At 60.5% G+C, this 21,414-nt stretch carries 25 protein-coding genes; 10 read left to right on the forward strand and 15 right to left on the reverse strand.

Annotated elements, in window-relative coordinates; all coding sequences use genetic code 11:
- Nucleotides 1-60: 60 nt before the first annotated feature.
- Complete coding sequence (locus tag ACR0MO_RS14930) at nt 61-831, forward strand: alpha/beta fold hydrolase (protein WP_480892071.1); 771 nt, start codon at nt 61-63, stop codon at nt 829-831.
- Here the strand turns inward: ACR0MO_RS14930 and ACR0MO_RS14935 are convergent.
- The 9 genes from ACR0MO_RS14935 to ACR0MO_RS14975 all read right to left on the reverse strand — a co-directional run bounded on the left by ACR0MO_RS14935 (nt 818) and on the right by ACR0MO_RS14975 (nt 7,355).
- Nucleotides 818-1,852: a threonine aldolase family protein gene (locus ACR0MO_RS14935; protein WP_480582646.1), complete on the reverse strand. Its 1,035-nt coding sequence runs from the start codon at nt 1,850-1,852 to the stop codon at nt 818-820. The genes ACR0MO_RS14930 and ACR0MO_RS14935 overlap by 14 nt on opposite strands.
- Complete coding sequence (locus ACR0MO_RS14940; RefSeq protein ID WP_170631967.1) at nt 1,852-2,325, reverse strand: YcgN family cysteine cluster protein; 474 nt, start codon at nt 2,323-2,325, stop codon at nt 1,852-1,854. The genes ACR0MO_RS14935 and ACR0MO_RS14940 overlap by 1 nt, the downstream gene beginning before the upstream one ends.
- Nucleotides 2,322-3,254: a bifunctional riboflavin kinase/FAD synthetase gene (locus ACR0MO_RS14945; protein ID WP_170452691.1), complete on the reverse strand. Its 933-nt coding sequence runs from the start codon at nt 3,252-3,254 to the stop codon at nt 2,322-2,324. Before ACR0MO_RS14945 ends, ACR0MO_RS14940 begins: the two co-directional genes overlap by 4 nt.
- Before the next feature lie 31 nt (nt 3,255-3,285).
- Complete coding sequence (locus ACR0MO_RS14950; RefSeq protein WP_170452689.1) at nt 3,286-3,426, reverse strand: sulfotransferase family protein; 141 nt, start codon at nt 3,424-3,426, stop codon at nt 3,286-3,288.
- A gap of 35 nt (nt 3,427-3,461) precedes the next feature.
- The gene (locus ACR0MO_RS14955; protein ID WP_480892074.1) at nt 3,462-3,581 is read right to left on the reverse strand and encodes a Stf0 family sulfotransferase; all 120 of its coding nucleotides are present in this window, start codon (nt 3,579-3,581) and stop codon (nt 3,462-3,464) included.
- A gap of 105 nt (nt 3,582-3,686) precedes the next feature.
- Entirely contained in the window at nt 3,687-4,130 is a 444-nt protein-coding gene (locus ACR0MO_RS14960; RefSeq protein WP_170452686.1) for a MaoC family dehydratase, read from the reverse strand.
- Nucleotides 4,131-4,231: 101 nt separating this feature from the next.
- Complete coding sequence (locus ACR0MO_RS14965) at nt 4,232-5,107, reverse strand: TIGR01459 family HAD-type hydrolase (RefSeq protein WP_480892076.1); 876 nt, start codon at nt 5,105-5,107, stop codon at nt 4,232-4,234.
- Nucleotides 5,108-5,347: 240 nt separating this feature from the next.
- Nucleotides 5,348-6,268, reverse strand: a complete 921-nt coding sequence (locus ACR0MO_RS14970; protein ID WP_170452681.1) for a manganese-dependent inorganic pyrophosphatase — start codon at nt 6,266-6,268, stop codon at nt 5,348-5,350.
- 106 nt (nt 6,269-6,374) lie between these two features.
- A complete protein-coding gene (locus ACR0MO_RS14975; RefSeq protein ID WP_170452679.1) occupies nt 6,375-7,355 on the reverse strand; it encodes a TraB/GumN family protein in 981 nt (326 codons plus the stop codon).
- A 113-nt stretch (nt 7,356-7,468) separates the two neighbouring features.
- On the opposite strand from ACR0MO_RS14975, the gene ACR0MO_RS14980 reads away from it, so the two are divergent.
- The 6 genes from ACR0MO_RS14980 (at nt 7,469) to ACR0MO_RS15005 (ending at nt 13,261) form a co-directional block, all read left to right on the forward strand.
- Nucleotides 7,469-8,143, forward strand: coding sequence for a DUF2161 family putative PD-(D/E)XK-type phosphodiesterase (locus ACR0MO_RS14980; RefSeq protein ID WP_170452677.1), 675 nt, complete (start codon nt 7,469-7,471; stop codon nt 8,141-8,143).
- Nucleotides 8,144-8,295: 152 nt separating this feature from the next.
- Nucleotides 8,296-8,583 carry a co-chaperone GroES gene (gene groES / locus ACR0MO_RS14985; RefSeq protein WP_170352338.1) on the forward strand — a complete coding sequence of 96 codons (288 nt, stop codon included), beginning with the start codon at nt 8,296-8,298 and terminating at the stop codon, nt 8,581-8,583.
- A gap of 55 nt (nt 8,584-8,638) precedes the next feature.
- Nucleotides 8,639-10,282, forward strand: a complete 1,644-nt coding sequence (gene groL / locus ACR0MO_RS14990) for a chaperonin GroEL (RefSeq protein WP_170452676.1) — start codon at nt 8,639-8,641, stop codon at nt 10,280-10,282.
- A gap of 176 nt (nt 10,283-10,458) precedes the next feature.
- The gene (locus ACR0MO_RS14995) at nt 10,459-11,301 is read left to right on the forward strand and encodes a DMT family transporter (protein ID WP_170452674.1); all 843 of its coding nucleotides are present in this window, start codon (nt 10,459-10,461) and stop codon (nt 11,299-11,301) included.
- A 38-nt stretch (nt 11,302-11,339) separates the two neighbouring features.
- Nucleotides 11,340-12,113, forward strand: a complete 774-nt coding sequence (locus tag ACR0MO_RS15000; RefSeq protein WP_170452672.1) for an alpha/beta fold hydrolase — start codon at nt 11,340-11,342, stop codon at nt 12,111-12,113.
- Nucleotides 12,110-13,261 (forward strand): alpha-D-ribose 1-methylphosphonate 5-triphosphate diphosphatase, encoded by a 1,152-nt coding sequence (locus ACR0MO_RS15005; RefSeq protein WP_170452670.1) that lies wholly within the window; start codon nt 12,110-12,112, stop codon nt 13,259-13,261. Before ACR0MO_RS15000 ends, ACR0MO_RS15005 begins: the two co-directional genes overlap by 4 nt.
- A gap of 64 nt (nt 13,262-13,325) precedes the next feature.
- Here ACR0MO_RS15005 and ACR0MO_RS15010 read toward each other — a convergent pair whose 3' ends face one another.
- The 4 genes from ACR0MO_RS15010 to ACR0MO_RS15025 form a co-directional block, all read right to left on the reverse strand.
- The gene (locus ACR0MO_RS15010) at nt 13,326-14,396 is read right to left on the reverse strand and encodes a 5-(carboxyamino)imidazole ribonucleotide synthase (protein WP_170736465.1); all 1,071 of its coding nucleotides are present in this window, start codon (nt 14,394-14,396) and stop codon (nt 13,326-13,328) included.
- Between the two features lie 2 nt (nt 14,397-14,398).
- On the reverse strand, nt 14,399-15,154 hold the full coding sequence (locus tag ACR0MO_RS15015; RefSeq protein ID WP_480892079.1) for an NAD(P)-binding domain-containing protein: 756 nt from the start codon (nt 15,152-15,154) through the stop codon (nt 14,399-14,401).
- Nucleotides 15,151-15,636, reverse strand: coding sequence for a 5-(carboxyamino)imidazole ribonucleotide mutase (gene purE, locus ACR0MO_RS15020; protein ID WP_170452665.1), 486 nt, complete (start codon nt 15,634-15,636; stop codon nt 15,151-15,153). The genes ACR0MO_RS15015 and purE overlap by 4 nt, the downstream gene beginning before the upstream one ends.
- 64 nt (nt 15,637-15,700) lie before the next feature.
- Entirely contained in the window at nt 15,701-15,925 is a 225-nt protein-coding gene (locus tag ACR0MO_RS15025) for a DUF465 domain-containing protein (protein ID WP_170453145.1), read from the reverse strand.
- Nucleotides 15,926-16,088: 163 nt separating this feature from the next.
- Between ACR0MO_RS15025 and ACR0MO_RS15030 the strand changes: the two genes are divergently transcribed.
- The 3 genes from ACR0MO_RS15030 to ACR0MO_RS15040 all read left to right on the forward strand — a co-directional run bounded on the left by ACR0MO_RS15030 (nt 16,089) and on the right by ACR0MO_RS15040 (nt 17,710).
- Nucleotides 16,089-16,502 carry an Hsp20 family protein gene (locus tag ACR0MO_RS15030; RefSeq protein ID WP_058275530.1) on the forward strand — a complete coding sequence of 138 codons (414 nt, stop codon included), beginning with the start codon at nt 16,089-16,091 and terminating at the stop codon, nt 16,500-16,502.
- Between the two features lie 5 nt (nt 16,503-16,507).
- The gene (locus tag ACR0MO_RS15035) at nt 16,508-16,732 is read left to right on the forward strand and encodes a DUF1150 family protein (protein ID WP_050604806.1); all 225 of its coding nucleotides are present in this window, start codon (nt 16,508-16,510) and stop codon (nt 16,730-16,732) included.
- Nucleotides 16,733-16,834: 102 nt separating this feature from the next.
- Nucleotides 16,835-17,710, forward strand: a complete 876-nt coding sequence (locus ACR0MO_RS15040; protein ID WP_480892082.1) for a PhzF family phenazine biosynthesis protein — start codon at nt 16,835-16,837, stop codon at nt 17,708-17,710.
- 86 nt (nt 17,711-17,796) lie between these two features.
- Here the strand turns inward: ACR0MO_RS15040 and ACR0MO_RS15045 are convergent, their stop codons facing one another.
- Together ACR0MO_RS15045 and ACR0MO_RS15050 are read right to left on the reverse strand one after the other, a co-directional pair.
- Nucleotides 17,797-19,515 (reverse strand): bifunctional sulfate adenylyltransferase/adenylylsulfate kinase, encoded by a 1,719-nt coding sequence (locus ACR0MO_RS15045; RefSeq protein WP_170452661.1) that lies wholly within the window; start codon nt 19,513-19,515, stop codon nt 17,797-17,799.
- 196 nt (nt 19,516-19,711) lie between these two features.
- Entirely contained in the window at nt 19,712-21,403 is a 1,692-nt protein-coding gene (locus tag ACR0MO_RS15050) for an adenylate/guanylate cyclase domain-containing protein (protein WP_480892085.1), read from the reverse strand.
- Between the last annotated feature and the right edge of the window lie 11 nt (nt 21,404-21,414).

Consider the following 21,414-nt stretch of genomic DNA (forward strand, 5'->3'; position numbering starts at 1 on the left):
GCCTTGGCTGCGGCGTCACACGCGGCCTTCGTCCGGCATTTGGGGAAGGGGGAGCGCAAATTGCTCGCCCTTCACTGCACCATTGCGCATTCCGGCGCGTGGTCCGGTTTGGCCAAGGTTCTGGAGGGCAGCGCGTCTCTGATCGCCCCAGATATGCCGTCGCACGGGCGCAGTCCGGATTGGGACGGGCAGAGCGATTTCTTCGATGCGGTGACTGGGCAGGCGACGCAGGAGTTGACCGAACCCATGGATCTGATCGGTCATTCCTTTGGGGCGATCGCCGCGCTGCGGCTGGCAATGGTAAACCCGCAATACGTGCGCAGCCTGACCCTGATCGAACCCGTATTCTTTGCCGTGGCAAAACAGGATGCGCCCCAGTTGTTCGACCAGCACATCCACGCGTCCCAACCGATCAATGCAGCCTTCGCGGCGGGCGATACAGCTTTGGCCGCACGGCTGTTCAACCGGATGTGGAGCACCGGCATCAGCCCGAAATGGCCTGACCTGCCCGAACGAACGCGGGCCAGCATGGTGCGGGGAATACATGTTGTTCCTGCCTCCCATCCCGTGCTGTACGAGGACCGCGCCGGGTTGCTGGACCCGGAGAACTGCAAGCGCGTCACGATGCCGACCCTGTTGCTGAGCGGATCAGAAACCGACCCGACACTGCCGGTGATCTGCGAAGGTTTGCGGCAGCGCCTGCCAAATGCGCGGCATAAGGTGGTACGCGGCGTGGGGCACATGTTGCCCATCTCGCACCCCCATGAGACAGGCGCGCTGCTTCAGGAGTTCTGGAAAGCCAACCCCGCGACAGGCGTTACAGCAGGCTGAGGAACTGGTCGATTTCAGCCGCGCCAATCGACCAGTCGCAAACCAATCGGCAGGCGAGGTTTTCGTCGTCATCGTCCCCCTCAAGCTCGGCACCCCAGAGGTGATAGACCGCCCCGGCCTCGTGCAATTGTTTGTGCTTGGCGCGCGGGAATGAGGCGAAGATCATATTGGCCTGCGGCTCGTGCAGGAACGCAGCCCCCTTGGCGCGCAATCCATCGGCCAGCCGGGCGCAGTTGTCGTTGGCCTGACGCGCCATTTTCAACCACAGATCATCTTCCAGATACGCCGCCATCTGGGCCGACAGGTAGCGATGCTTGGAAAACAGATGCGCCCCGCGTTTGCGGCGCAGCTCGAATTCCCACGCTTTGCTTTCGTCAAAGAACACCACGGCCTCGACGCCCATCAGGCCGTTCTTTGTGCCGCCAAAGCTGACCGCATCGACACCCGATTTCCACGTCATCTCGGCCGGGGAACAATTTAGGGCAACAAGCGCGTTGGTGAACCGCGCCCCGTCCAGATGGACGGGCAGGCCGTATTCCTTGGCCACACCGCACAGGGCCTGCAACTCTTCCAGCGAATAAACTGACCCGCGCTCGGTGACCTGAGTGATCGATACAGGCCCGCGCTGTGGCCCGTGCACCCCACGGGTTTCTTCGCCCAGGATCGAGCCGCGCAGCGCGTCGGGGGTCATCTTGTCGCCACCCGGCACCAGTGTCAGCTTGGCCCCGCTGTAAAACTCGGGCGCGTTGCACTCATCCTCGTGGATATGCGCGACCGGAGAACAGAAGACCGTTTCCCAGGGGTTGGACAGCGTCGCAAGGGCCAGCGAATTTGCCGCCGTCCCCGTCGCCACCAGATAAACCGCAGCGCCCGGTGCCTCGAAGATGCTGCGGATACGGTCGCGCACCTCGTTCATCATCGTGTCCGCGCCATAGGCCATCTGGTACCCCTGATTGGCCTCGGCCAGCTTGGCCATGACCTGCGGGTGAACCGGGCCGGAATTGTCAGACGCGAAATACATCAGGTTGGCTCCTCGATAATATGGTCTTCCCACTCTTCCATGGGGGTTTCGAACTCGGACACCGTGCGGCCCTGAACCGAGACGCCCGCCGCGTGTACGCTGTCCGGCGTACCAGATATCAAAGGATGCCAGTCGTAAAGAGGTTTGCCTTCCCACAGTAATCGATACGCACAGGTTTGCGGCAACCAATAGGCGTGGTCGTCGATATTGTCGGGAGTCATGACGATGCATTCGGGCACGAACTGGTGCCGGATGTCATATTGCGTGCAGCGGCAGCTTTCATCGTCCAGCAGGCGACAGGCAACGCAGGTCAGGGCAACCTCGCCTGTGTCCTCATCCTCAAGCTTGTTCAGGCAGCATTTGCCGCAGCCGTCGCACAGGGCCTCCCACTCGCGCTGGTTCATCTTGCGCAAGGGCTTGCGTTCCCAAAACCGGGCCGGCAGGCCCGTGCGTTCAATCGGATCGGTGGTCATAGGGCGGCCAGAATGCCACGGGCCTTTTCGCAATCGGCATCCATCTGCGCGATCAGGCCGTCCAGCCCATCGAATGTCAGCTCTGGTCGCAGGAAGTCGATCAGACCGACGGACAGGGTCGAGCCGTAAAGATCACCGGAAAAGTCGAACAGGAAGGTTTCGATGTTGGGGGCTTCGCCATGGAACATGGGGCGCACACCGATCGAGGCCGCCCCGTGATAGCTGCCCTGATGCGGTCCGTCCAACACGTCGACCAGCACGGCATACACCCCGAATTTGGGCGGGTGCAGACCTTCGATGGACATGTTCGCGGTTGGAAAGCCCAACTCGCGCCCGCGCTGCTCGCCCCCGATCACCACGCCTTCGATCCGGTGCCAATGGCCCAGCATGGCGGCCGCATCACGCGGACGCCCGTCGCTGAGAGCGGTGCGAATGGCGGTCGAGGAAACAACGTTTTCCGACCGCTCCATCAGTGGTGCAATGGTGACGCCAAATCCCATCTGCTCGCCAAAGTTGACCATATCCTGCGCGGTGCCGACACGACCTTTGCCAAAACAGAAATCTGCCCCCACAACGATATGGGACAGGCCCAGCCCATCGCAAATGACGTTTCTGGCGAACTCTTCCGGGGACAACCCGGCAAGCGCCGCATTGAACGGCAGTTCGTACAGCATCTGCACGCCCAGCTTCTCAAGCCGGTGCGCCCGCGCGTTGCCCCGCATCAACCGGAAAGGGGGGGCGTCCGGGGCGAAGTACTCGCGCGGATGCGGCTCGAACGTCAAAACACCCAAAGGCGCATCAGGGGCAGCGCGGCGCGCCAGTTCGATCACCGACTGGTGCCCCAAATGAACGCCATCAAAATTCCCGATCGCCACACTGGCGCCGCGGTCCTGAGGCTCGATGTACTGAAAATCCCGGATGATGTGCATATGGCTTGCCTAGCTGGACTGTCAGGCGGGTTCAAGCACCTGATTGGTCTTGCTTGCGCTGCGTCTCAGCCACGTATTGCCGAACCCAGTCCCTGTTCGTGGCGTCCCAGAGTTTGGCCGTCGGCGTTTCGACGCCCTGCGCCAGATCCGGATCAAGACCGAGGGTTTGCATCACCTAGGCCAATCCGACGGGGATGGCGCGTGAAATTAAGAGTCAGGCCAACCTGCACAACCGGTTTCACGTAACAATCGACATAGCAGGGAACTGCCACTGCGGGGGCTGGTGCAGGTGAAATAGGAATTGAAGCGGGGCATTAATCGACCCATCGGCCCGATGAAAAGCTATCCCGCTATGATCCCGTGATCTTGCATGGTGACAACAAAAAAGGCGCCATTCCGGGCGCCTTTGCTGCGACGTGATGTGACCAAAGCTCAGTCGAACTTGCGCGACGGGGCCAGAACCATTGCCTCACCAATCAGGACCTTCTTGCCGTCGACCGAGCAATGGCAATCCAGCTTGACGCGGCGCTTGGCAAAGTCGATGTCGATGACTTTCACCTCGGCATAGACCATGTCGCCGGGGCGCACGGGGGCCAGGAATTTCAGCGACTGACCCATGTATACGGTGCCATGGCCAGGCAGCTGCTCTCCGATCACGGCCGAGATCAGGCCCGCCGTCAGCATCCCGTGGGCGATGCGCCCTTCAAAGATCGTGTCACGCGCATAATCGTCATCCAGATGCACCGGATTCCGGTCGGTCGAAACCTGCGCGAACATCTCGATATCCTCATCCGTCACCACTTTGCGCAGGTGGCGGGACATGCCCATCTCGATGTCTTCGATACAGATCGTTCCGCGTGGAAGATTGTCCAACATGTTGCCCTCACTCGAAGTCGGCCGTGAAAGAAAAATCCACCATCAGGCCTAGGTTGGCAACTTTATTACTTCGCAACTGCAGAAAATCAAGTCAAAAATGACTATCGCAAGCGACCGATTGTATATGTCGGGTTGATCTTTTCCCTTTGGATATAGTCAGTTAGAGAATCAGCGTGCGGATGGTGCGACGTTTTTGTTTCCGCTGCCGCCAATCCGCCCGAGATGAACAGGGTATCGATTCCCTCTCCCATCCCGCCAAGGATGTCGGTGTGGGGGCCATCTCCAATGGCAAGGATGTCAGAGTCGGCAACATCCGCGCCCAATTCCTGAAGGCGGCGGCGGGCCAGATCGTAGATGGGCGGGTGGGGCTTGCCGAAATACAGGCTCTCGCCACCCATCTCGGTGTAAAGCTTTGCCAGAGCCCCCGCGCACCACTCACGCACCTCGCCCCGGTCAACAACGATGTCGGGATTCGCACAGAGCAGCTTCATGCCCATCTGCTTGGCGTACAGGAAATCGGGCCGGTTCACATCGGGGTCCGCCATCGGATCGAAGGGGCCGCAGCAGACGATGCCCTCAGCCTCTTTCAGCGGAACACGTTCGATGTGGATGGGGTGGTGCAGCAGCTTCAGCGGCTCAAAGAACCCCGCATCGCGCTGCCATTCTCCCATGAAATACACTTTGTGCCCGACCGCGCCGCGGAACATGGCGGACCGCGCGGAATCTCCGCTGGTTGCGATCGTGTCATAGGCATCAGCAGGCACGTTGAACTGGGTCAGCTGCGATGCAACCCCGGCGCGCGGTTTGGGAGAGTTTGTTACTAGCACGACCACCCCGCCAGCGGCGCGGTAGGCCTGCAACGCTGCCACCGCTTCGGGAGAGGCGGTGATACCGTTGTGAACGCAGCCCCAGAGATCGACAAAAAGCGCCTTATACCGGTCGGAAATCTCGGTCAGAGAGGAGATAATCTGGGTCATTGGGTCTCTTTCGGCGATAAACTGCGTCTGCCAAGCCTATGGCAGAGCTTGACGGGTTTTGCCAGAGGGGGCTCTGCCCCCGCCGCCCGTGCCGGGCGTCTCCCCCGGGATATTTCGGGCCAGATGAAGCAAGGAATCCGTTCTTCATCTGGCCAAAAATATCCCGGAGCGCGAGGCAGAGCCTCGCAAAAAGAAAAAGGCGCCCGGTTCGGACGCCTTTCACACGGGAATGACAGAAGATCAGACCTTCAGGTTCGGGATGATCTGTTTCTTGCGGCTCATGATGCCGGGCAGGACAACGGCGTCGCCCTCGACCGATGCGCCAAAGCTTTTCTCGGCAACGGTTTTGACCAGATCGTTCGGGACCAGCAGGGTGGCTTCTTCGTTCAGGATGTCCACGACGAACAGCAGAACCTGATCAACGCTGTCTTCCTTTGCCACATCGACCATGGATGCAGCCAAGCTGTCTTTTCGGTCCAGCACAACGCCCGGCGCGGTGGTTTCCAGAACAGAAACGCGGAACTTGGTGCCGTCGACCTCGTATTCCTTGCTGTCCATGCGGATCAGTTCGGCGTCCGAGAACGAGGACACATCCGACTTCGCTGCAAACATGTCAGCCGCATAGGCCGAGACGTCCAGACCCAGTTCAGCCGCCAGCTTCTCGGCCACGGCGCGGTCATGCGCGGTGGTGGTGGGCGAGCGGAATTCCAGCGTGTCCGACAAGATGCAGGTCAGCGCCGCGCCTTTGACGGCTTCGGGCATCTTGGCGGCATAGTCGCCCATCAGGTCAACCATGATGGTTGCCGTGCAGGCCAGCGGGCGCACGGTGATGTCGATCGGGCCCTTGGTTTCCAGCCCGCCGACCAGCTTGTGGTGGTCGATGATCGCGCGGATATCGGCGCTGTTGACACTCGCGGGCAGTTCCGCCGGGTTGTTGGTGTCCACGATTACAACCGGCGCGTCGGCCTCGACATCGTCGATGATGCGCGGCTTGGGCAGGTCCCAGCGTTGCAGCATAAAGGCCGCTTCGGTGTTGGGTTCGCCCAGCAGAACGGGCTCGGCCTGTTCGCCTTTCACTTCGTTCAGGTACCACGACCACAGGATCGGAGAACCGGTCGAGTCTGTGTCGGGAGATTTGTGGCCAAATACGAGGGTTGTCATGTCAGCTATCCTGAGGATTGGAAATTTGCGCGCCTTATAGGGTGCAAGGCACCGCTTGTCACCCGGTTGCGGCCTGCTGCGACTGTTGGTCTGCTATGCGCCTGGGTCAGAACGGCGCGCGGGTCAGCGTATACCCTTCCTGTTCCAGCAAGGCGAGAAGACCGAAATCATGGCTGAGATGCCCGGCACCCACGGCGATGACGGCGGTTTGATTCTGAATGGCGAGAATATGCCTCATCCAATTCGCGTTGCGGGTCACCAGCAGTTTCTGTTCGAACTGGTCCCATTCCGCGTTGTATTCGGTTTCGGACAGGCCCGAGGCCTCAAGCCCCTGCAACCGCGCCAGTTGCAGGATCTGGGCGTGCTGTTCCTCCAGATAGGCATTGGCCATGGTGGTCAGATGATTGGCGTCGCTTTGCATCGCCCCGGCCAGTCGCACCAACGAGTCCACCTGCTGATCCAGCGGCAGATCGTCGAACATGGTCATCAGGTCTTCGATCCGTTCCAGCGAGTGCTGGGGGATGCCGTTGGCCTCGGCCAGATCTGTCAGACGCGCGTCCATGCCGTATTTCGCGTCGGGGTTCTGCATCAGGCAGGGCGGAATGCCCAGCATCATGCTCAGAAACCAGGGCCGCATCTTGGCGGCCATCCAGCTTGGAATGCCCCGTTCCGTCAGCGACCCTGACAGGGCGGCCCAATCCTCGGCACTCATCAGCTCAATCAATGTGGGCCCCGAAGTGATCATTACCGGGCTCAGGTCCTTGGCCAAGCCCTGCTCAAACGTGTTCATCTCGGCCTGAGTGACCTCGAAATAAAAGGCGTCGGCCCGGCTCAAGGTTGGCGCCAACCGTTCGACCACCGCATCCATGCGCGCGTCGTTTGTGTGCAATGTGCCGATCAGATGCAGCGTGGTGTCGCCCTTGCGGGCGATCCAGTGGTTTCCTTCCGGATAGGGGATGTCAGCCAGTGCCTGATGCAGTTCCGAGCGGTCCGCTTCGGACATAAGCGGGCGCAGATCATGCCCCTCACAGGCGGCGTTGGCCGTCATGGGGAGTAGCAGAAAACCGAACAGGGCCAACAGACGCATGGATGAACCTCAGAGATTTGTCAGGCGGGACGACCAAGGATGTAGTCATGCAAATGCAGCATATTCAAGGCAACCCGTCTGGCATTTCAGCCCAAAACGCATAGCATGGGCGCATGGAGCGCGAGCAGGATCTTTACCCCCCGATCAAGGCAATGTTGGAGGGGCAGGGCTATACCGTCAAAGGTGAGGTCGGCGCAGCCGATATTGTCGCCATGCGCGACGGGTCCGAGCCGGTGATCGTCGAGTTGAAACTGCGGTTCTCACTGGCCTTGTTCCATCAGGCTGTCGCGCGGCTGCGGATTAGCGATCAGGTGTATCTGGGGGTCAGCAAACCGACCGGACGCACGGCCCGGCGTGCCTTGCGGGACAATCTGGCCCTGTGCCGCAGATTGGGGCTGGGCCTGATCACTGTTCGCAAGGATGGGGTTGTCGAGGTTCAGTGCGATCCCGGCCCGTATGCGCCGCGCAAGAACAAAGCCAAGGCCGCGCGGATGTTGCGCGAATTTGACCGGTTGGAAGGGGACCCAAACGCGGGCGGCGCAACCCGTCATGGGATCGTTACGGCCTATCGGCAGGATGCGCTGAAATGCGCCGCCCATCTGGCTGAACATGGTGCCACCAAGGGGGCTGCGGTCGCATCGGCCACCGGCGTGCCCGCCGCCACCCGTTTGATGCGCGAAAACCATTACGGCTGGTTCGACAAGGTCGAAAAAGGCATCTATGCATTGTCGGATGCAGGGTCCGAGGGCCTGAAACACTGGGCTTACAGTTGGGAACAGGCCGACTGATCCTTTGTGGCAAAAAATCCGTATCGGCTTGTTGACTCGGGGTTTCAGACCCCCTAGCTATGCGTCGTTATCACTCACACACCCCGAGTGCTAACGCCTCACCAGCCGGTGAGGGGAGGATAGATAAACTTTGAGCCCAAGGAGCTGCAAAGATGGCATTGAAACCGCTTCATGACCGTGTGCTGGTTCGCCGTACAGAAAGCGAAGAGAAAACCGCAGGCGGCCTGATCATTCCTGACAGCGCAAAAGAAAAGCCAAGCGAAGGCGAAGTCGTCGCAACCGGCGAAGGCGCGCGCAAGGACAGCGGCGAGCTGATCGCAATGGCTGTGAAAGCTGGCGACAAGATCCTGTTCGGCAAATGGTCGGGCACCGAGGTTCAGGTCGACGGCGAAGAGCTGCTGATGATGAAAGAAAGCGACATCATGGGGATCATCGAGTAAGCCCAAACGCTTTCTCTGATCTTCATTTCCAACTTATTTCTCAAGGAGAAACGACATGGCTGCAAAGGACGTCAAGTTCGACACCGATGCCCGTAACCGCATGCTGGCAGGCGTGAACATCCTGGCCGACGCTGTCAAAGTGACCCTGGGCCCCAAAGGCCGCAACGTGGTTCTGGACAAATCCTTCGGCGCACCGCGCATCACCAAAGACGGTGTTTCGGTTGCCAAGGAAATCGAACTGGAAGACAAGTTCGAAAACATGGGCGCGCAGATGGTGAAAGAAGTCGCCAGCCGCACCAATGACGAAGCCGGCGACGGCACCACCACCGCAACTGTTCTGGCACAGGCCATCGTTCGCGAAGGTCTCAAGCAGGTTGCAGCTGGCCTGAACCCGATGGACCTGAAGCGCGGCATCGACCTGGCAACTGCCAAGGTTGTTGCGGGCATCAAAGACGCATCGCGTGAAGTCAAAGACTCGGCCGAAGTTGCTCAGGTTGGCACCATCTCGGCCAACGGCGAAGCCGAGATTGGCCAGCAGATCGCGGATGCGATGCAGAAGGTTGGCAACGAAGGCGTTATCACCGTCGAAGAAAACAAAGGTCTGGAAACCGAGACCGATGTTGTCGAAGGTATGCAGTTCGACCGCGGCTACCTGTCGCCCTACTTCGTCACCAACGCAGACAAGATGATCGCAGAGCTCGACGACTGCATGATCCTGCTGCACGAAAAGAAACTGTCCTCGCTGCAGCCGATGGTTCCGTTGCTGGAGCAGGTAATCCAGTCGCAGAAGCCGCTGCTGATCATCGCAGAAGACGTTGAAGGCGAAGCGCTGGCAACTCTGGTTGTCAACAAACTGCGCGGCGGCCTGAAAATTGCTGCTGTCAAGGCACCGGGCTTCGGCGATCGCCGCAAAGCCATGCTGCAGGACATCGCGATCCTGACCGGCGGTCAGGTCATCAGCGAAGATCTGGGCATGAAGCTTGAGTCCGTCACCATGGACATGCTGGGCACCGCCAAGAAAATCGAAATCACCAAAGACGAAACCACCATCGTTGACGGTGCAGGCGAGAAAGCCGAGATCGAAGCCCGCGTTGGCCAGATCCGCACTCAGATCGAAGAAACCACCAGCGACTACGACCGTGAGAAGCTGCAAGAGCGTGTTGCCAAACTGGCAGGCGGTGTTGCCGTGATCCGCGTCGGCGGCATGACCGAAGTCGAAGTGAAAGAGCGTAAGGACCGTGTGGACGATGCTCTGAACGCGACCCGCGCTGCTGTGCAGGAAGGCGTTGTCGTGGGCGGTGGTGTTGCGCTGGTTCAGGCCGGTAAAGCACTGGAAGCTTTGGAAGGTGCAAACGCTGACCAGAACGCGGGTATCAACATCGTTCGCAAGGCCATCGAAGCGCCGCTGCGCCAGATCGCTGAAAACGCAGGTGTTGACGGTGCGGTTGTTGCTGGCAAGGTCCGTGAATCGTCGGACGCTGCATTTGGCTTCAACGCTCAGACCGAAGAATATGGCGACATGTTCTCGTTCGGCGTGATCGACCCGGCCAAAGTTGTCCGCACCGCTCTGGAAGATGCGGCATCGGTTGCTGGCCTGCTGGTCACCACCGAAGCAATGGTTGCCGACAAGCCTGCCAAAGAAGGCGCAGCACCCGGTGGCGGCATGCCCGACATGGGCGGCATGGGCGGCATGATGTAAGACGTCGTCTTTTTGGAAGACTGAGTTATGGGGTCGCCTTCGGGCGGCCCCGTTTCTTTTTGAATAGCCGCTGCGCGGCTATGCCTCCGGCGGAGGTATTTTTGAACAGAAGAAGATTTGGGTCGGCTGAGGCAATGTGAGTGTGCAAACCCAGCGGAACCGGCTATGCGGTTGGAATGAGATTGCTTCTGCTGACCGCCCTGACCATGTGCGCCTTTGCGGCGAACTCGATCCTGAACCGGCTGGCGATTGACAGCGGCGCCAGTGACCCGGCCAGCTTCGCAGTGTTTCGGGTGATGTCCGGTGCGGCGGTTCTGTGGGCGTTGGTACTGCTGCGCGGCGTCGCACTACCGCTGCGTTCGCGCAGGCGGATTGTGGGGGCTGGATCGTTGTCCCTCTATATGATCGGGTTTTCGCTGGCCTATTTGACCCTCGACGCGGGTCTGGGCGCGTTGATCCTGTTTGCGGTTGTGCAGATTACCATGTTTGCCGTCGGCGCAATCATGGGGGCGACGCCGACCATGCGGCAGGTCGCAGGGGCCGGGATTGCGTTGGCGGGTCTGACCTATGTGCTGTGGCCCAGCGGTTCGGTTCACGTCGATGCGCTGGGCGCGGGGCTGATGGTTGCGGCCGGGTTGGGCTGGGCGGTGTATTCCTTGGCAGGACGGTCCGAACCGGACGCGCTGGCAGGCACGGCTGCGAACTTTGTGGTTGCCTTGCCGATCACAGGGCTGGTGCTGGTCGGTATGGGTGGCAATTGGCAAATGACCGGTTTGGGGTATCTGCTGGCCGCGTTGTCTGGGGGCGTGACATCGGGCCTGGGCTATGCGCTTTGGTACCGTGTGCTGCCGCAGCTTTCCCCGTCGGTTGCGGCGGTGGTTCAACTCAGCGTGCCGGTGATCGCCATCGTCGGAGGTGTTGTCTTGTTGGGCGAGGTTGCTGGCCCGCGCCTGGTGGCAGGGACAGCTTTGGTTCTGGGCGGAATCGCCCTGGCCGTTCTGCGCCGGACCCGAGGGTAGGTCTTTCCACAGCTTCAGATCGGCGCTATTGGGCGGGTATGAGACTTCTGTGCGCCCTGATTTTCCTGTGTCTGCCTGCCGCGGCAAGTGCGAAATGCGTGATCCTGCTGCATGGGCTGGCACGGACCGAGGCGTCATTTTCGGTGATGGAGCAGCTGTTCAAGGCCCATGATTATACGGTCGTTCGGCCCGGATACCCGTCGACCGACATGGGCATACCCGAACTGGCCGAACAAACCCTGCCGGACGCGTTTGCGGCCTGTGGTGAGGACGAGGCCAACGTTGTGGCGCATTCGATGGGCGGCATCCTGTTGCGCTATTGGTTGCAGGACAACCATCCCGAAAACATGGGTCGCGCAGTCATGCTGGGCCCGCCCAATCAGGGCAGCCAACTGGTCGACGAACTCAGTGCGTGGGAAGTGTTCGGCTATCTGAACGGCCCCGCCGGATTGCAACTGGGAACGGGTCCGGAAGGCATCCCGCGCAAACTGCCTGCCGTGGATTTCGATCTGGGCGTGATCGCGGGCGAGAATTCTCTGAACCCTTTGTTCTCATCGCTGATCGACGGTCCCGATGATGGCAAAGTGTCGGTTGAGACAACGAAGGTCGACGGCATGGCAGATCACATCGTTTTGCCGGTCACGCATACCTTCATGATGAACAACCCACGCGTCATGGCGCAGGCGCTGCATTTCATCGAATTCGGACAGTTTGATCCGCAAATCACGTGGCTCGACAGCGTGCTCGACGTCATCGAAGAAATCTGTATCGGCGAAGATTGTTCCGAGCCTGACTCGGAACCGACGCGATGACCCGCCTAAACCTTACGCTGACCGGCGCAGAGGTGCTGTTGCCGCAAGAGGGTCTGTCTCGCGCGCCGCTTTCGATCGCCGACGGGCAGGTGCAGGAAACGCAGGTCGGGCGCGAGGTTGACCTGTCCGGCTATCTCGTTCTGCCGGGGATCATCGACCTTCACGGCGACGGATTCGAACGCCACATCGCCCCGCGTCGTGGTGCGATGAAGCAGATGAACGAAGGCATCCTGTCCGTCGAGGCCGAACTGGCCGCAAACGGGATCACGACCGCCGTGCTGGCCCAGTTCTACAGCTGGGAAGGCGGTGTGCGGGGCCCGGAGTTCGCGGGGCAGGTGTTTGAGGCGATCCGGGCCGTCAAAACCGACACAGTCACCGATCTGATCCCGCAATTGCGGTTCGAGACCAATATGCTCGACGATTACGCTGGTATGGCCCGGCGCATCGCCGATTGGCAGGTCCCTTACGTGGTGTTCAACGACCACTTGCCACATGACCGGCTGGCCCAGGGCAAAAAGCCGCCGCGCCTGACCGGGCAGGCGTTGAAAGCCGGACGCAATCCTGACGCGCATTTCGAACTGCTTCTCGACATGCACGCGCGCCGGGGTGACGTTCCCGCAGCGGTTGAGGCGCTCAGCGCTGAGCTCTCGGAAATGGGTGTTCGTCTGGGCAGCCATGACGACGCAACCGCCGAGACCCGTGCCTGGTGGCGGGATCAGGGTGCCCTGATCGCCGAGTTTCCGGAAACGCTGGAGGCGGCCGAGGCCGCGCGCCTGGCCGGTGATCACGTCATACTCGGGTCGCCGAACGTTGTGCGCGGTGGGTCGCACAAAGGGAATGCAAGCGCGGTCGAACTTGTCGCGATGGGCCTTTGCGACGCTCTGGCGTCGGACTACCACTATCCCAGCCCCCGCCGTGCCGCGCTGATGCTGGCCAAGTCCGGCGTTCTGGATTTGGCAGGCGCGTGGGGCCTGATCTCGTCCGGTCCCGCAAGTGTTCTTGGCCTGACGGATCGCGGCACGCTTGAACCGGGCAAACGCGCCGATCTGGTCATTCTGGACGCGCAAACCTACCGTGTCGCCGCGACGCTGGCGGCAGGGCGCGTCAGCTACATGTCCGGAGATATCGCGGCCCGGTTCATCACCTGATCCCGGCCCGCCTTCTTCTGTTCAAAAATACCTCCGCCGGAGGCATCGCGCGTCAGCGCGATTTTCAGCCCCGAACGATCCGGTTGAAATGACCCATCTTGCGGCCCGGCTTGACCTCGGCCTTGCCATACAGATGCAGGGCGACATCCCGTTCCTGCGCCAATTCAGGTACGCGGTCCATGTCGTCACCAATCAGGTTCTCCATCACCACGTCCGAATGACGTTGGCCATCACCCAGAGGCCAGCCAGCTACTGCCCGGATATGCTGTTCGAACTGATCCACGGCGCAGCCATTCTGCGTCCAGTGGCCCGAGTTGTGGACGCGCGGGGCGATTTCATTCACGATCAGGCCCTCTGGCGTCACAAACAGCTCGACACCCATCACGCCGACATAGTCCAACGCGTTCAGAATATTGGCCGCCAGCAGGATCGCGTCGCTGCGTTGCGCAGGCCGCAGTCGGGCAGGGATGGTCGTTGTACGCAAAATGCCATCGCGATGGACATTTTCGCCGGGATCGAAACAGGCCACCTGACCGTCCAGACCGCGCGCCGCGATGATTGATACCTCGTGGCTGAAATTGACGAAGCCTTCCAGAATCGCAGGTGCTCCGGCCATGTCGGCCAAAGCCGTCTCGGCATCCTCGGGCGTGCTCAGGCGCGCCTGTCCTTTGCCGTCATAGCCAAAGCGGCGGGTTTTCAGGATGGCAGGCGCGCCGATCTGGTCAATCGCGGCCTCAAGGCTGGCCATATCGGTGATGTCCGCAAAGGGCGCAGTGTTCAGTCCCAGATCCTGAAGAAATGTCTTTTCGGTCAGGCGGTCCTGACTGACCCGCAGTGCCTCGCGTCCGGGGCGAATGGGGCGGTGGGCTTCCAGAATGTCCAGCGCCTCGGTGGGGATGTTTTCGAATTCATAGGTGATGACATCGACCGATTCCGCGAAGGCTTTCAGCGCCTCGGCATCGTCATAGGCCGCCGTTGTCACCCGATCTGCGACCTGTCCCGCAGGCGGGTTTGCGCCGGGCTCATAGATATGGCTGACAAAGCCCAGCCGTGCCGCCGCAACCGATAGCATCCGGCCCAATTGACCACCGCCCAGAATTCCAATCGTTGCGCCGGGGGCGAGCATCTTTGTCATCATCAGGTCTCCAACCGTTTGCCAATCGCCGCCAGGGCCGCGTTCAGCGCGTCATGTGCTTTGCCCGAACGTAAACTCTCGGTCATTTGCAGGCTCAGCGTTCCATCGGTGGCCAGCGCATCTCGTTCGGCCGCCAGTCGCCCCGCTTTGCCTTTTTCCATCGCGGAAAGAAAGCCCGAGAACAGCTGTGTTGTATAAAATTCCGCACTGTCTGCGTCGCCTGTCTGCCCGGCCAGCCATTCCGAACCGGTTGCCATCAGATCCAGCAGGCCCGGCACCATGGCGCAAATCGCGAAATGGGCGTTCAGGGCGGCCTCACTCTCGACCTTGATCACGGGGTTTTCCGGCTCGAACAGATCGGCCAGCAGGCGATCATTGCCCAATGCAGCCAAAGGGCACCCACCGGTTTCCAGAAAGCCCAGAGGAATGGTTTGAACAAAATCCTTCGCAGGCGCGCAAAGCTCGGCCAGTTGATCCGAAGGGACTGCAGCCATGACCGACACGATTTGCTGATCGGCGCGGAACGTCAGCGGGGTCAGAATGTCGGCGGCCACATGCGGGCGCAGGCACAGAAAGAGGATCTCGGAAGCGTCAATGACGGTTTGCGGGTCCGTGACGGTCACGCCGAGTTCCGATTTCAGTTTCGCCGAGACCTCAGCGTTGCGTTGGGTGAGCCAGATGTCATGCCCCTTGGCTGCCAGAAAACGCACCATCGGCGCTGCGATGTGCCCGGTTCCGACAAAGCCGATGCGGCTCATCCCTCGGGCTCTTGAGCGATTGAGGCCGACAGGGCCGCGCGCCACGCATCCAGCCGTTCAGCCAAAGCGTCATCCTGCAGGGCCAGAATTCCGGCAGCCATCAGCCCCGCATTTGCGCCGCCAGCGGACCCGATGGCCATGGTGGCAACAGGAAACCCCTTGGGCATCTGCACGATGGAATAAAGCGAATCGACGCCGGACAAGGCCCGCGTCTGCACCGGAACACCGATCACCGGCACGCGGGTTTTCGACGCCATCATGCCCGGCAGATGTGCCGCACCGCCTGCACCGGCAATAATCACGCTCAGACCACGTTCAACGGCGGTTTTGCCATAGTCCCAAAGACGGTCCGGTGTGCGATGGGCCGACACGATGCGCTTTTCATAAGCCACACCCAGCTCGTCCAGAATATCGGCAGCTTCTTTCATCGTGGGCCAGTCCGACTGGCTCCCCATGATGATCCCGACCTTGACGTTACCCATCCGCTAAATCCCCGCCCGTTTGCAGAGCGCGCACTATATCCAAATCCGCCTTCGTGGCAATGCGTTAGGCGATGATGTCCGGGGTCAGGCGATCCTCGATCAGACGGATAATGTCTTTCAGCCGCAATTTCTGCTTTTTCAACCGTTTGATCGTCAGTTGATCCGCCGTTCCGGTGGATTGCAGCGCCTCGATAGCTTCGTCCAGATCGCGGTGCTGTCGTCGGAAAACCTCAAGCTCAACCCGCAGAACGTCATCTGTTTTCATCGAAAGGTCGGTGGGCGCGTTCATTGGCGACTCGGGCTGGTTGTGGTGCGTCATCAACAAGATAGTGTGTCAGACGTTATCGCGCCAGACCTTGTGGACATCCTGGTTTCTTCCCATATTCTATTATGCGCGGTTGCCGGAACGGGGCCGCACAACACGTCGCTTTGGCAATAAAGGACGAGAAAACGTGTCAAAACTTACTCTTGGCTCTTACCCGCATCTTTTGGGGTTCGAGCAGTTGGAACGCCTTCTGGAACGGTCTGCAAAGGCTGGTAATGAAGGGTATCCGCCCTACAACATCGAACAGACCTCGGACTTTTCGTACCGCATCACTCTGGCGGTGGCCGGGTTCGCGGAAGAGGATCTGTCGATCACGATCGAGGATCGCCAACTGGTGATCCGGGGCCGTCAACGCGACGACAGCGAGGGGCGCATATTCCTGCACCGTGGCATCGCGGCGCGTCAGTTTCAGCGCATGTTCGTGCTGGCAGACGGTGTCGAGGTCGGTGAGGCGATCATGGAAAACGGTCTGCTGCATGTGGATTTGACCCGCGCCGTGCCGGAAACCGTGGTTCAGACAATCAACATACGGAAGGGGTAAGAGCAATGAATACACCGATTGAGATCAACACCGAAGGCGACCGTATCGTTTATGTCAAAACGGTTGAGGTGGCCGATCTACCGCGTGATCTGCGCGATCAGGCAGGCGATCTGGATCAGCTTTATGCGGTCCATGACTCGGATGGCCAGCAATTGGCGCTGGTGGCCGACCGCAAGCTGGCCTTTGTGCTGGCCCGACAGCATGACCTGTCCCCGGTGGCCGTTCACTGAACGGCCCCGTCACGCCCGATTGGGCGTGACATTCCCAGCGACACGCGCGACACATGACCACAGGCGGATGCCGCCGCATCATCTGTGTCAGGGAGTTTTCGCATGAGCTGGTTTGACTTCGATTGGGTAGACGCGTTCAGCGCCCGGGCCTTTGGCGGTAACGGCTGTGCCGTGGTGCACGAAGGCGCGGAACTGCCCGAGAATGTGTGCATGGCCTATGTCCGGGAAACCTCGCTGGTAGAATGCACCTTTACCGGCCCGTCCGAGGTGGCCAATATTCGCGTCCGGTACTTTCTGGCCAGCCGTGAGATTCCCTTTGCCGGGCATCCGACAATTGCGACAGTTGCCGCGATGCGGTCGCGCGGGATGATTTCGGGCGATGCGCTGACCCTGGAAACCGGGGCCGGGATTGTGTCGATCCGGTTGATCGGGGACCAGATCGAAATGACGCAAGTCGCGCCGCAGTTCGGCGTACATGTTCCAGCGGAATTGGTGGCCTCGGCCATCAGCCTGCCGGAAAGCGCCATTATCTCGCCGCCGCAACTGGTTTCCACCGGGTTGCCGTTCTGTATCACGGTCCTGCGCGATCACGATGCCCTGCGCGCGGCACGGCTGGATGAAGGGCCATTGCGAGAAGTAGCCGCCGCCGCTGGCTATTCGGGCTCGGATATGGCGGAACCGTTTCTGGTGACGCTGCAAGGCGCGACATCTGCGGGGGACACGTTCTCGCGCCTGTTGCTGGCACCGCCCAGCCCGCCCGAGGATCCGTTCACCGGATCAGCAACCGGCGCGATGGCGGCTTATATTTGGAAATACGGCTTGATGGGCAAGGACAGTTTCATTGCCGAACAAGGCCACGATATGGGCCGTCCCGGACAGGCGACTGTAACCTGTGTTGGACCACCTGACGCCATGACCGGGATTAAGGTCGCAGGGTGCGGCCATATCCTGATGCGCGGGCAGGTCGATTTGGGCTAAGGCTCAACGAAACTTGGCTCGGTGACAGTTTGGAAACAAAAAAGCCCCCGGCGAACCGGGGGCTTTTCATTCAGTATGCCTTTAGATCAGGTCGCGGCGATCAGACCCATGCTTTCCAGCTTCAACAAAACCTGATGGGCGCAGTTGTCCACATCCACATTCTCGGTCTCGACCGTCAGCTCGGGGTTCTGGGGCACGTCGTAGGGGTCTGAAATGCCGGTGAATTCCTTGATCTTGCCCTCACGCGCCAGTTTATACAGGCCCTTGCGGTCGCGCCGTTCGCATTCCTCGATGCTGGTGGCCACGTGAACCTCGCAGAAAGCACCGAACTGCTCGACATCTTCGCGCACCGCGCGACGGGTGGTGGCGTAGGGCGCAATCGGAGCACAAATGGCGATACCACCGTTCTTGGTGATCTCGGACGCGACATAGCCGATGCGGCGGATGTTCAGGTCGCGATGCTCTTTCGAGAAACCAAGCTCGGATGACAGGTTCTTACGAACGATGTCCCCATCCAGCAGCGTGACCGGGCGGCCACCCATCTCCATCAGCTTGACCATAAGCGCGTTGGCGATGGTGGATTTGCCCGAGCCCGAAAAGCCGGTGAAGAACACGGTAAAGCCCTGCTGGCTGCGCGGCGGCTTGGTCTTGCGCAGCTCGGCCACAACCTCAGGGAAGCTGAACCATTCCGGAATTTCCAGCCCTTCAGCCAGACGGCGGCGCAGTTCGGTGCCCGAGATGTTCAGGATCGTGACGTTATCCTTGTCGGCGATCTCGTCATTCGGTTCGTACTGGGCGCGTTCCTGCACATAGACCATGTGTTTGAAGTCGACCATTTCGACGCCGATTTCATCCTGGAACTGACGGAACAGGTCCTGTGCATCATAGGGACCATAGAAATCCTCACCGGCGGAATTCTTGCCGGGGCCAGCATGGTCGCGGCCGACGATGAAATGGGTGCAGCCGTGGTTGGCGCGGATCAGGCCGTGCCAGACCGCCTCGCGCGGGCCAGCCATGCGCATCGCCAGATTCAGCAGCGACATCGAGGTGGTGGATGCGGGGTATTTGTCCAGCACCGCCTCATAGCAGCGGACGCGGGTAAAGTGGTCCACATCGCCCGGTTTGGTCATGCCGACAACCGGGTGAATCAACAGGTTGGCCTGCGCTTCCTTGGCGGCGCGGAAGGTCAGTTCCTGATGTGCACGGTGCAGCGGGTTGCGGGTTTGGAACGCAACGATGCGACGCCAGCCCAGCTTGCGGAAATAGGCGCGCAGCTCGTTCGGGGTGTCGCGGCGGGCGCGGAAATCATAGTGCACCGGTTGCTGGATGCCGACAACGGGACCACCCAGATAGACCTTACCGGCGACGTTGTGCAGATAGTTCACCGCAGGGTGCGCGTCGTCATCGGCGCCAAACACCTTTTCAGCCTCGCGTGCCTTGTCCGGCGTCCAGCGGTCGGTCACGGTCATGGTGCCCAGAATAACGCCTTCCTGATCGCGCAGGGCAATATCCTGACCCAGCTCGATGTTGTCTGCAAAATCCTCGCTGACGTCCAGCGTGATTGGCATCGGCCACAGGGTGCCATCGGCCAGACGCATATTCTCGACGACGTTGTCGTAATCGGCCTCGGACAGGAAGCCTTTGAGCGGGTTGAACCCGCCATTCATCAGCAGTTCCAGATCGCAGATTTGGCGCGGGCTCAGATCCCAGCTGGTCAGATCGGCGGCGTCGACCTTCAGTTTCTGTGCCGACTCGTAGGACACATACAATTCAGGGATCGGGGCCAGATTACTTAACATCGTCATCAGAATACTCTTGTCGCAGTGTTGGATTGCCGGTGATTCTCGGTCTTTTGAGGGGCGTTTGCCCCGACTTTGGCCCGAAGTCCACAAGCGGTTGTGAAACAAAGGACGATATGCGCTGATTTCCTCCGAAATGGAAGGATTTTCCATATGCTACGTCGGATTGCGACCGCAGTTCCGGACCGAATGCGATTTCGGGTCAGCCAGAGTATGCCTGTTCTTGTGTCACCGATGCCTCGCGCAGGTCGGCGGCACGGGTGACCGGCAGCGCCGGTACGGGTTGGCTGACGCCGCGCAATTGGAACAGGCGGATGCGGTCGGGGTTGATTGTCAGGTCAGCGGCTTGCAGCAACTCGTCCGACACCAACAACTCGACGCCCAGCGCCTTGGTTTCGCTTTCCAGGCGGCTGGCGACGTTGACCGCATCGCCGATAATCGTTTGCGAGGCATGGCCCGCCGCGCCGATCTCACCCAACACCAGATCGCCCAGATGCAAGCCCATACCGATGCGGATGCCGGGGCTGCCTTCAGCCTTTAGCCGTTGATTGAAGCTGTCCAGCGCCAGGCTGATCTCTATCGCCGCCCGCAACCCGGCCTTCGCTGACGCCGCCGCGTCGGGCTTGTTGAATACCGCAAGCAGGCCATCGCCCATGTATTTGTCGACAATGCCGCCTGCGTCGGTAATGGCGGGAACGATGGCATCGAAAAACCGGTTCAACAGAAAGACGATGTCATAGGGCAATTGGCCGGTCGTGCGGGCCGTGAACCCCCGCATGTCCAAAAACAGAACGGCCAGTTGCCGTTCCTGCCCTTGGCTTGCATGGCCCCGATTGCGCCCGCCGTCGGGGCGAAACACGCGAAAGACGGTCAGCGGCTCGGTCGGGCGAATCTGGCACGCCAGCCGCGTTTGCGCAGAGGCCCCTACCGCTGCCAGACTGCGGGCCTCGACATCGCTGGGGGCCTCAAGCTGGGTGCCGCCCTCTTCGACAATGACGCGGCAGGTGGTGCACCGCCCCTTGCCGCCACACAGCGCGGTGTGGGGAATGCCATTGGCTTGCGAGATTTCCAGCAAGGTCATGCCCTTTTCTGCGACGACCTCGGGTCCACGTGCATATTTGATGCGAACCGAATGCCTGCGACGCCAAAGCTTGCGCCCGACAAAGATGGCCCCGCAAGCGCCCAGAGTGATCAGAAAGGCCAGAACCGCGTTATCCTTGACCGTGAACATGGTCTGGAAGGCTTCGGGTGAGGGCCAGTTGTAATGCTCGATATATTGCTGTCGCAGAAACTCATCCGCGAAATCGGCCCAGATGCGCCGGCCCTCGGTCAGAACGCCCGCCAGCGCGAACGACGGAACAAAGACCGCAACGCCGATCAGGTAGGGCACGGTCTTCGACCACCACGACGTCAGGCGCAGCCACATGTGCAGCCCGATGCAACCATGGACCCATACAATCAACAGCAGCAGGCTTTGCATCCAGACTGCCGAGCTGGGCCACATCAGGATGATGATATAGCCCATCTCATCATTGACGCCGTAAATCTCGTGGGCGACGCGCGTGTGAATGATGTGGGAAATCAGTTGCAGCGGGATCAGCAGGCCCAGCACGATCTGCAACGCGGTGCTGAGCGGCATCCTGAGCGTTCTGCGCTGGGCGATCGAGGCCAGCGACAACCCCGCATGCACGATCAGCGCCGCATAGAGCAAGACGCTGACGACATCATGCCGTGTGACCGCTTTTCGGCCATCCTGCATCCCGTGCAGATAGTCGGTGTGAAACAGGCCCAGACCGATATTGATGAAGTGGAAGAAGGCAAAGACGAACAGAACCAGACCGCTGCCGATCCTGAGCCGGGTTGCCCACCCGCCGCGCCAGAGTGCGTTGTCCAATGCCAGTACCC

It is taken from the genome of Ruegeria sp. K5 (assembly GCF_056531805.1).

Excerpts from the sequence above, each read along its gene's own strand:
- ACR0MO_RS14950 (WP_170452689.1), bottom strand. The coding sequence starts at position 3,426 with ATGCAAACCCTCGGTCTTGATCCGGATCTGGCGCAGGGCGTCGAAACG.
- ACR0MO_RS15010 (WP_170736465.1), bottom strand. The coding sequence starts at position 14,396 with ATGACAAAGATGCTCGCCCCCGGCGCAACGATTGGAATTCTGGGCGGT.
- ACR0MO_RS15035 (WP_050604806.1), top strand. The coding sequence starts at position 16,508 with ATGAATACACCGATTGAGATCAACACCGAAGGCGACCGTATCGTTTAT.
- ACR0MO_RS14995 (WP_170452674.1), top strand. The coding sequence starts at position 10,459 with ATGAGATTGCTTCTGCTGACCGCCCTGACCATGTGCGCCTTTGCGGCG.
- ACR0MO_RS15040 (WP_480892082.1), top strand. The coding sequence starts at position 16,835 with ATGAGCTGGTTTGACTTCGATTGGGTAGACGCGTTCAGCGCCCGGGCC.
- ACR0MO_RS14940 (WP_170631967.1), bottom strand. The coding sequence starts at position 2,325 with ATGACCACCGATCCGATTGAACGCACGGGCCTGCCGGCCCGGTTTTGG.
- ACR0MO_RS14960 (WP_170452686.1), bottom strand. The coding sequence starts at position 4,130 with ATGTTGGACAATCTTCCACGCGGAACGATCTGTATCGAAGACATCGAG.
- ACR0MO_RS14975 (WP_170452679.1), bottom strand. The coding sequence starts at position 7,355 with ATGCGTCTGTTGGCCCTGTTCGGTTTTCTGCTACTCCCCATGACGGCC.
- ACR0MO_RS14935 (WP_480582646.1), bottom strand. The coding sequence starts at position 1,852 with ATGTATTTCGCGTCTGACAATTCCGGCCCGGTTCACCCGCAGGTCATG.
- ACR0MO_RS15005 (WP_170452670.1), top strand. The coding sequence starts at position 12,110 with ATGACCCGCCTAAACCTTACGCTGACCGGCGCAGAGGTGCTGTTGCCG.
- ACR0MO_RS14970 (WP_170452681.1), bottom strand. The coding sequence starts at position 6,268 with ATGACAACCCTCGTATTTGGCCACAAATCTCCCGACACAGACTCGACC.
- ACR0MO_RS15045 (WP_170452661.1), bottom strand. The coding sequence starts at position 19,515 with ATGACGATGTTAAGTAATCTGGCCCCGATCCCTGAATTGTATGTGTCC.
- ACR0MO_RS14965 (WP_480892076.1), bottom strand. The coding sequence starts at position 5,107 with ATGACCCAGATTATCTCCTCTCTGACCGAGATTTCCGACCGGTATAAG.
- groES (WP_170352338.1), top strand. The coding sequence starts at position 8,296 with ATGGCATTGAAACCGCTTCATGACCGTGTGCTGGTTCGCCGTACAGAA.
- ACR0MO_RS14955 (WP_480892074.1), bottom strand. The coding sequence starts at position 3,581 with ATGGGTCGATTAATGCCCCGCTTCAATTCCTATTTCACCTGCACCAGC.
- purE (WP_170452665.1), bottom strand. The coding sequence starts at position 15,636 with ATGGGTAACGTCAAGGTCGGGATCATCATGGGGAGCCAGTCGGACTGG.
- ACR0MO_RS14945 (WP_170452691.1), bottom strand. The coding sequence starts at position 3,254 with ATGCACATCATCCGGGATTTTCAGTACATCGAGCCTCAGGACCGCGGC.
- ACR0MO_RS15000 (WP_170452672.1), top strand. The coding sequence starts at position 11,340 with ATGAGACTTCTGTGCGCCCTGATTTTCCTGTGTCTGCCTGCCGCGGCA.
- ACR0MO_RS14980 (WP_170452677.1), top strand. The coding sequence starts at position 7,469 with ATGGAGCGCGAGCAGGATCTTTACCCCCCGATCAAGGCAATGTTGGAG.
- ACR0MO_RS15025 (WP_170453145.1), bottom strand. The coding sequence starts at position 15,925 with ATGAACGCGCCCACCGACCTTTCGATGAAAACAGATGACGTTCTGCGG.
- ACR0MO_RS15015 (WP_480892079.1), bottom strand. The coding sequence starts at position 15,154 with ATGAGCCGCATCGGCTTTGTCGGAACCGGGCACATCGCAGCGCCGATG.
- groL (WP_170452676.1), top strand. The coding sequence starts at position 8,639 with ATGGCTGCAAAGGACGTCAAGTTCGACACCGATGCCCGTAACCGCATG.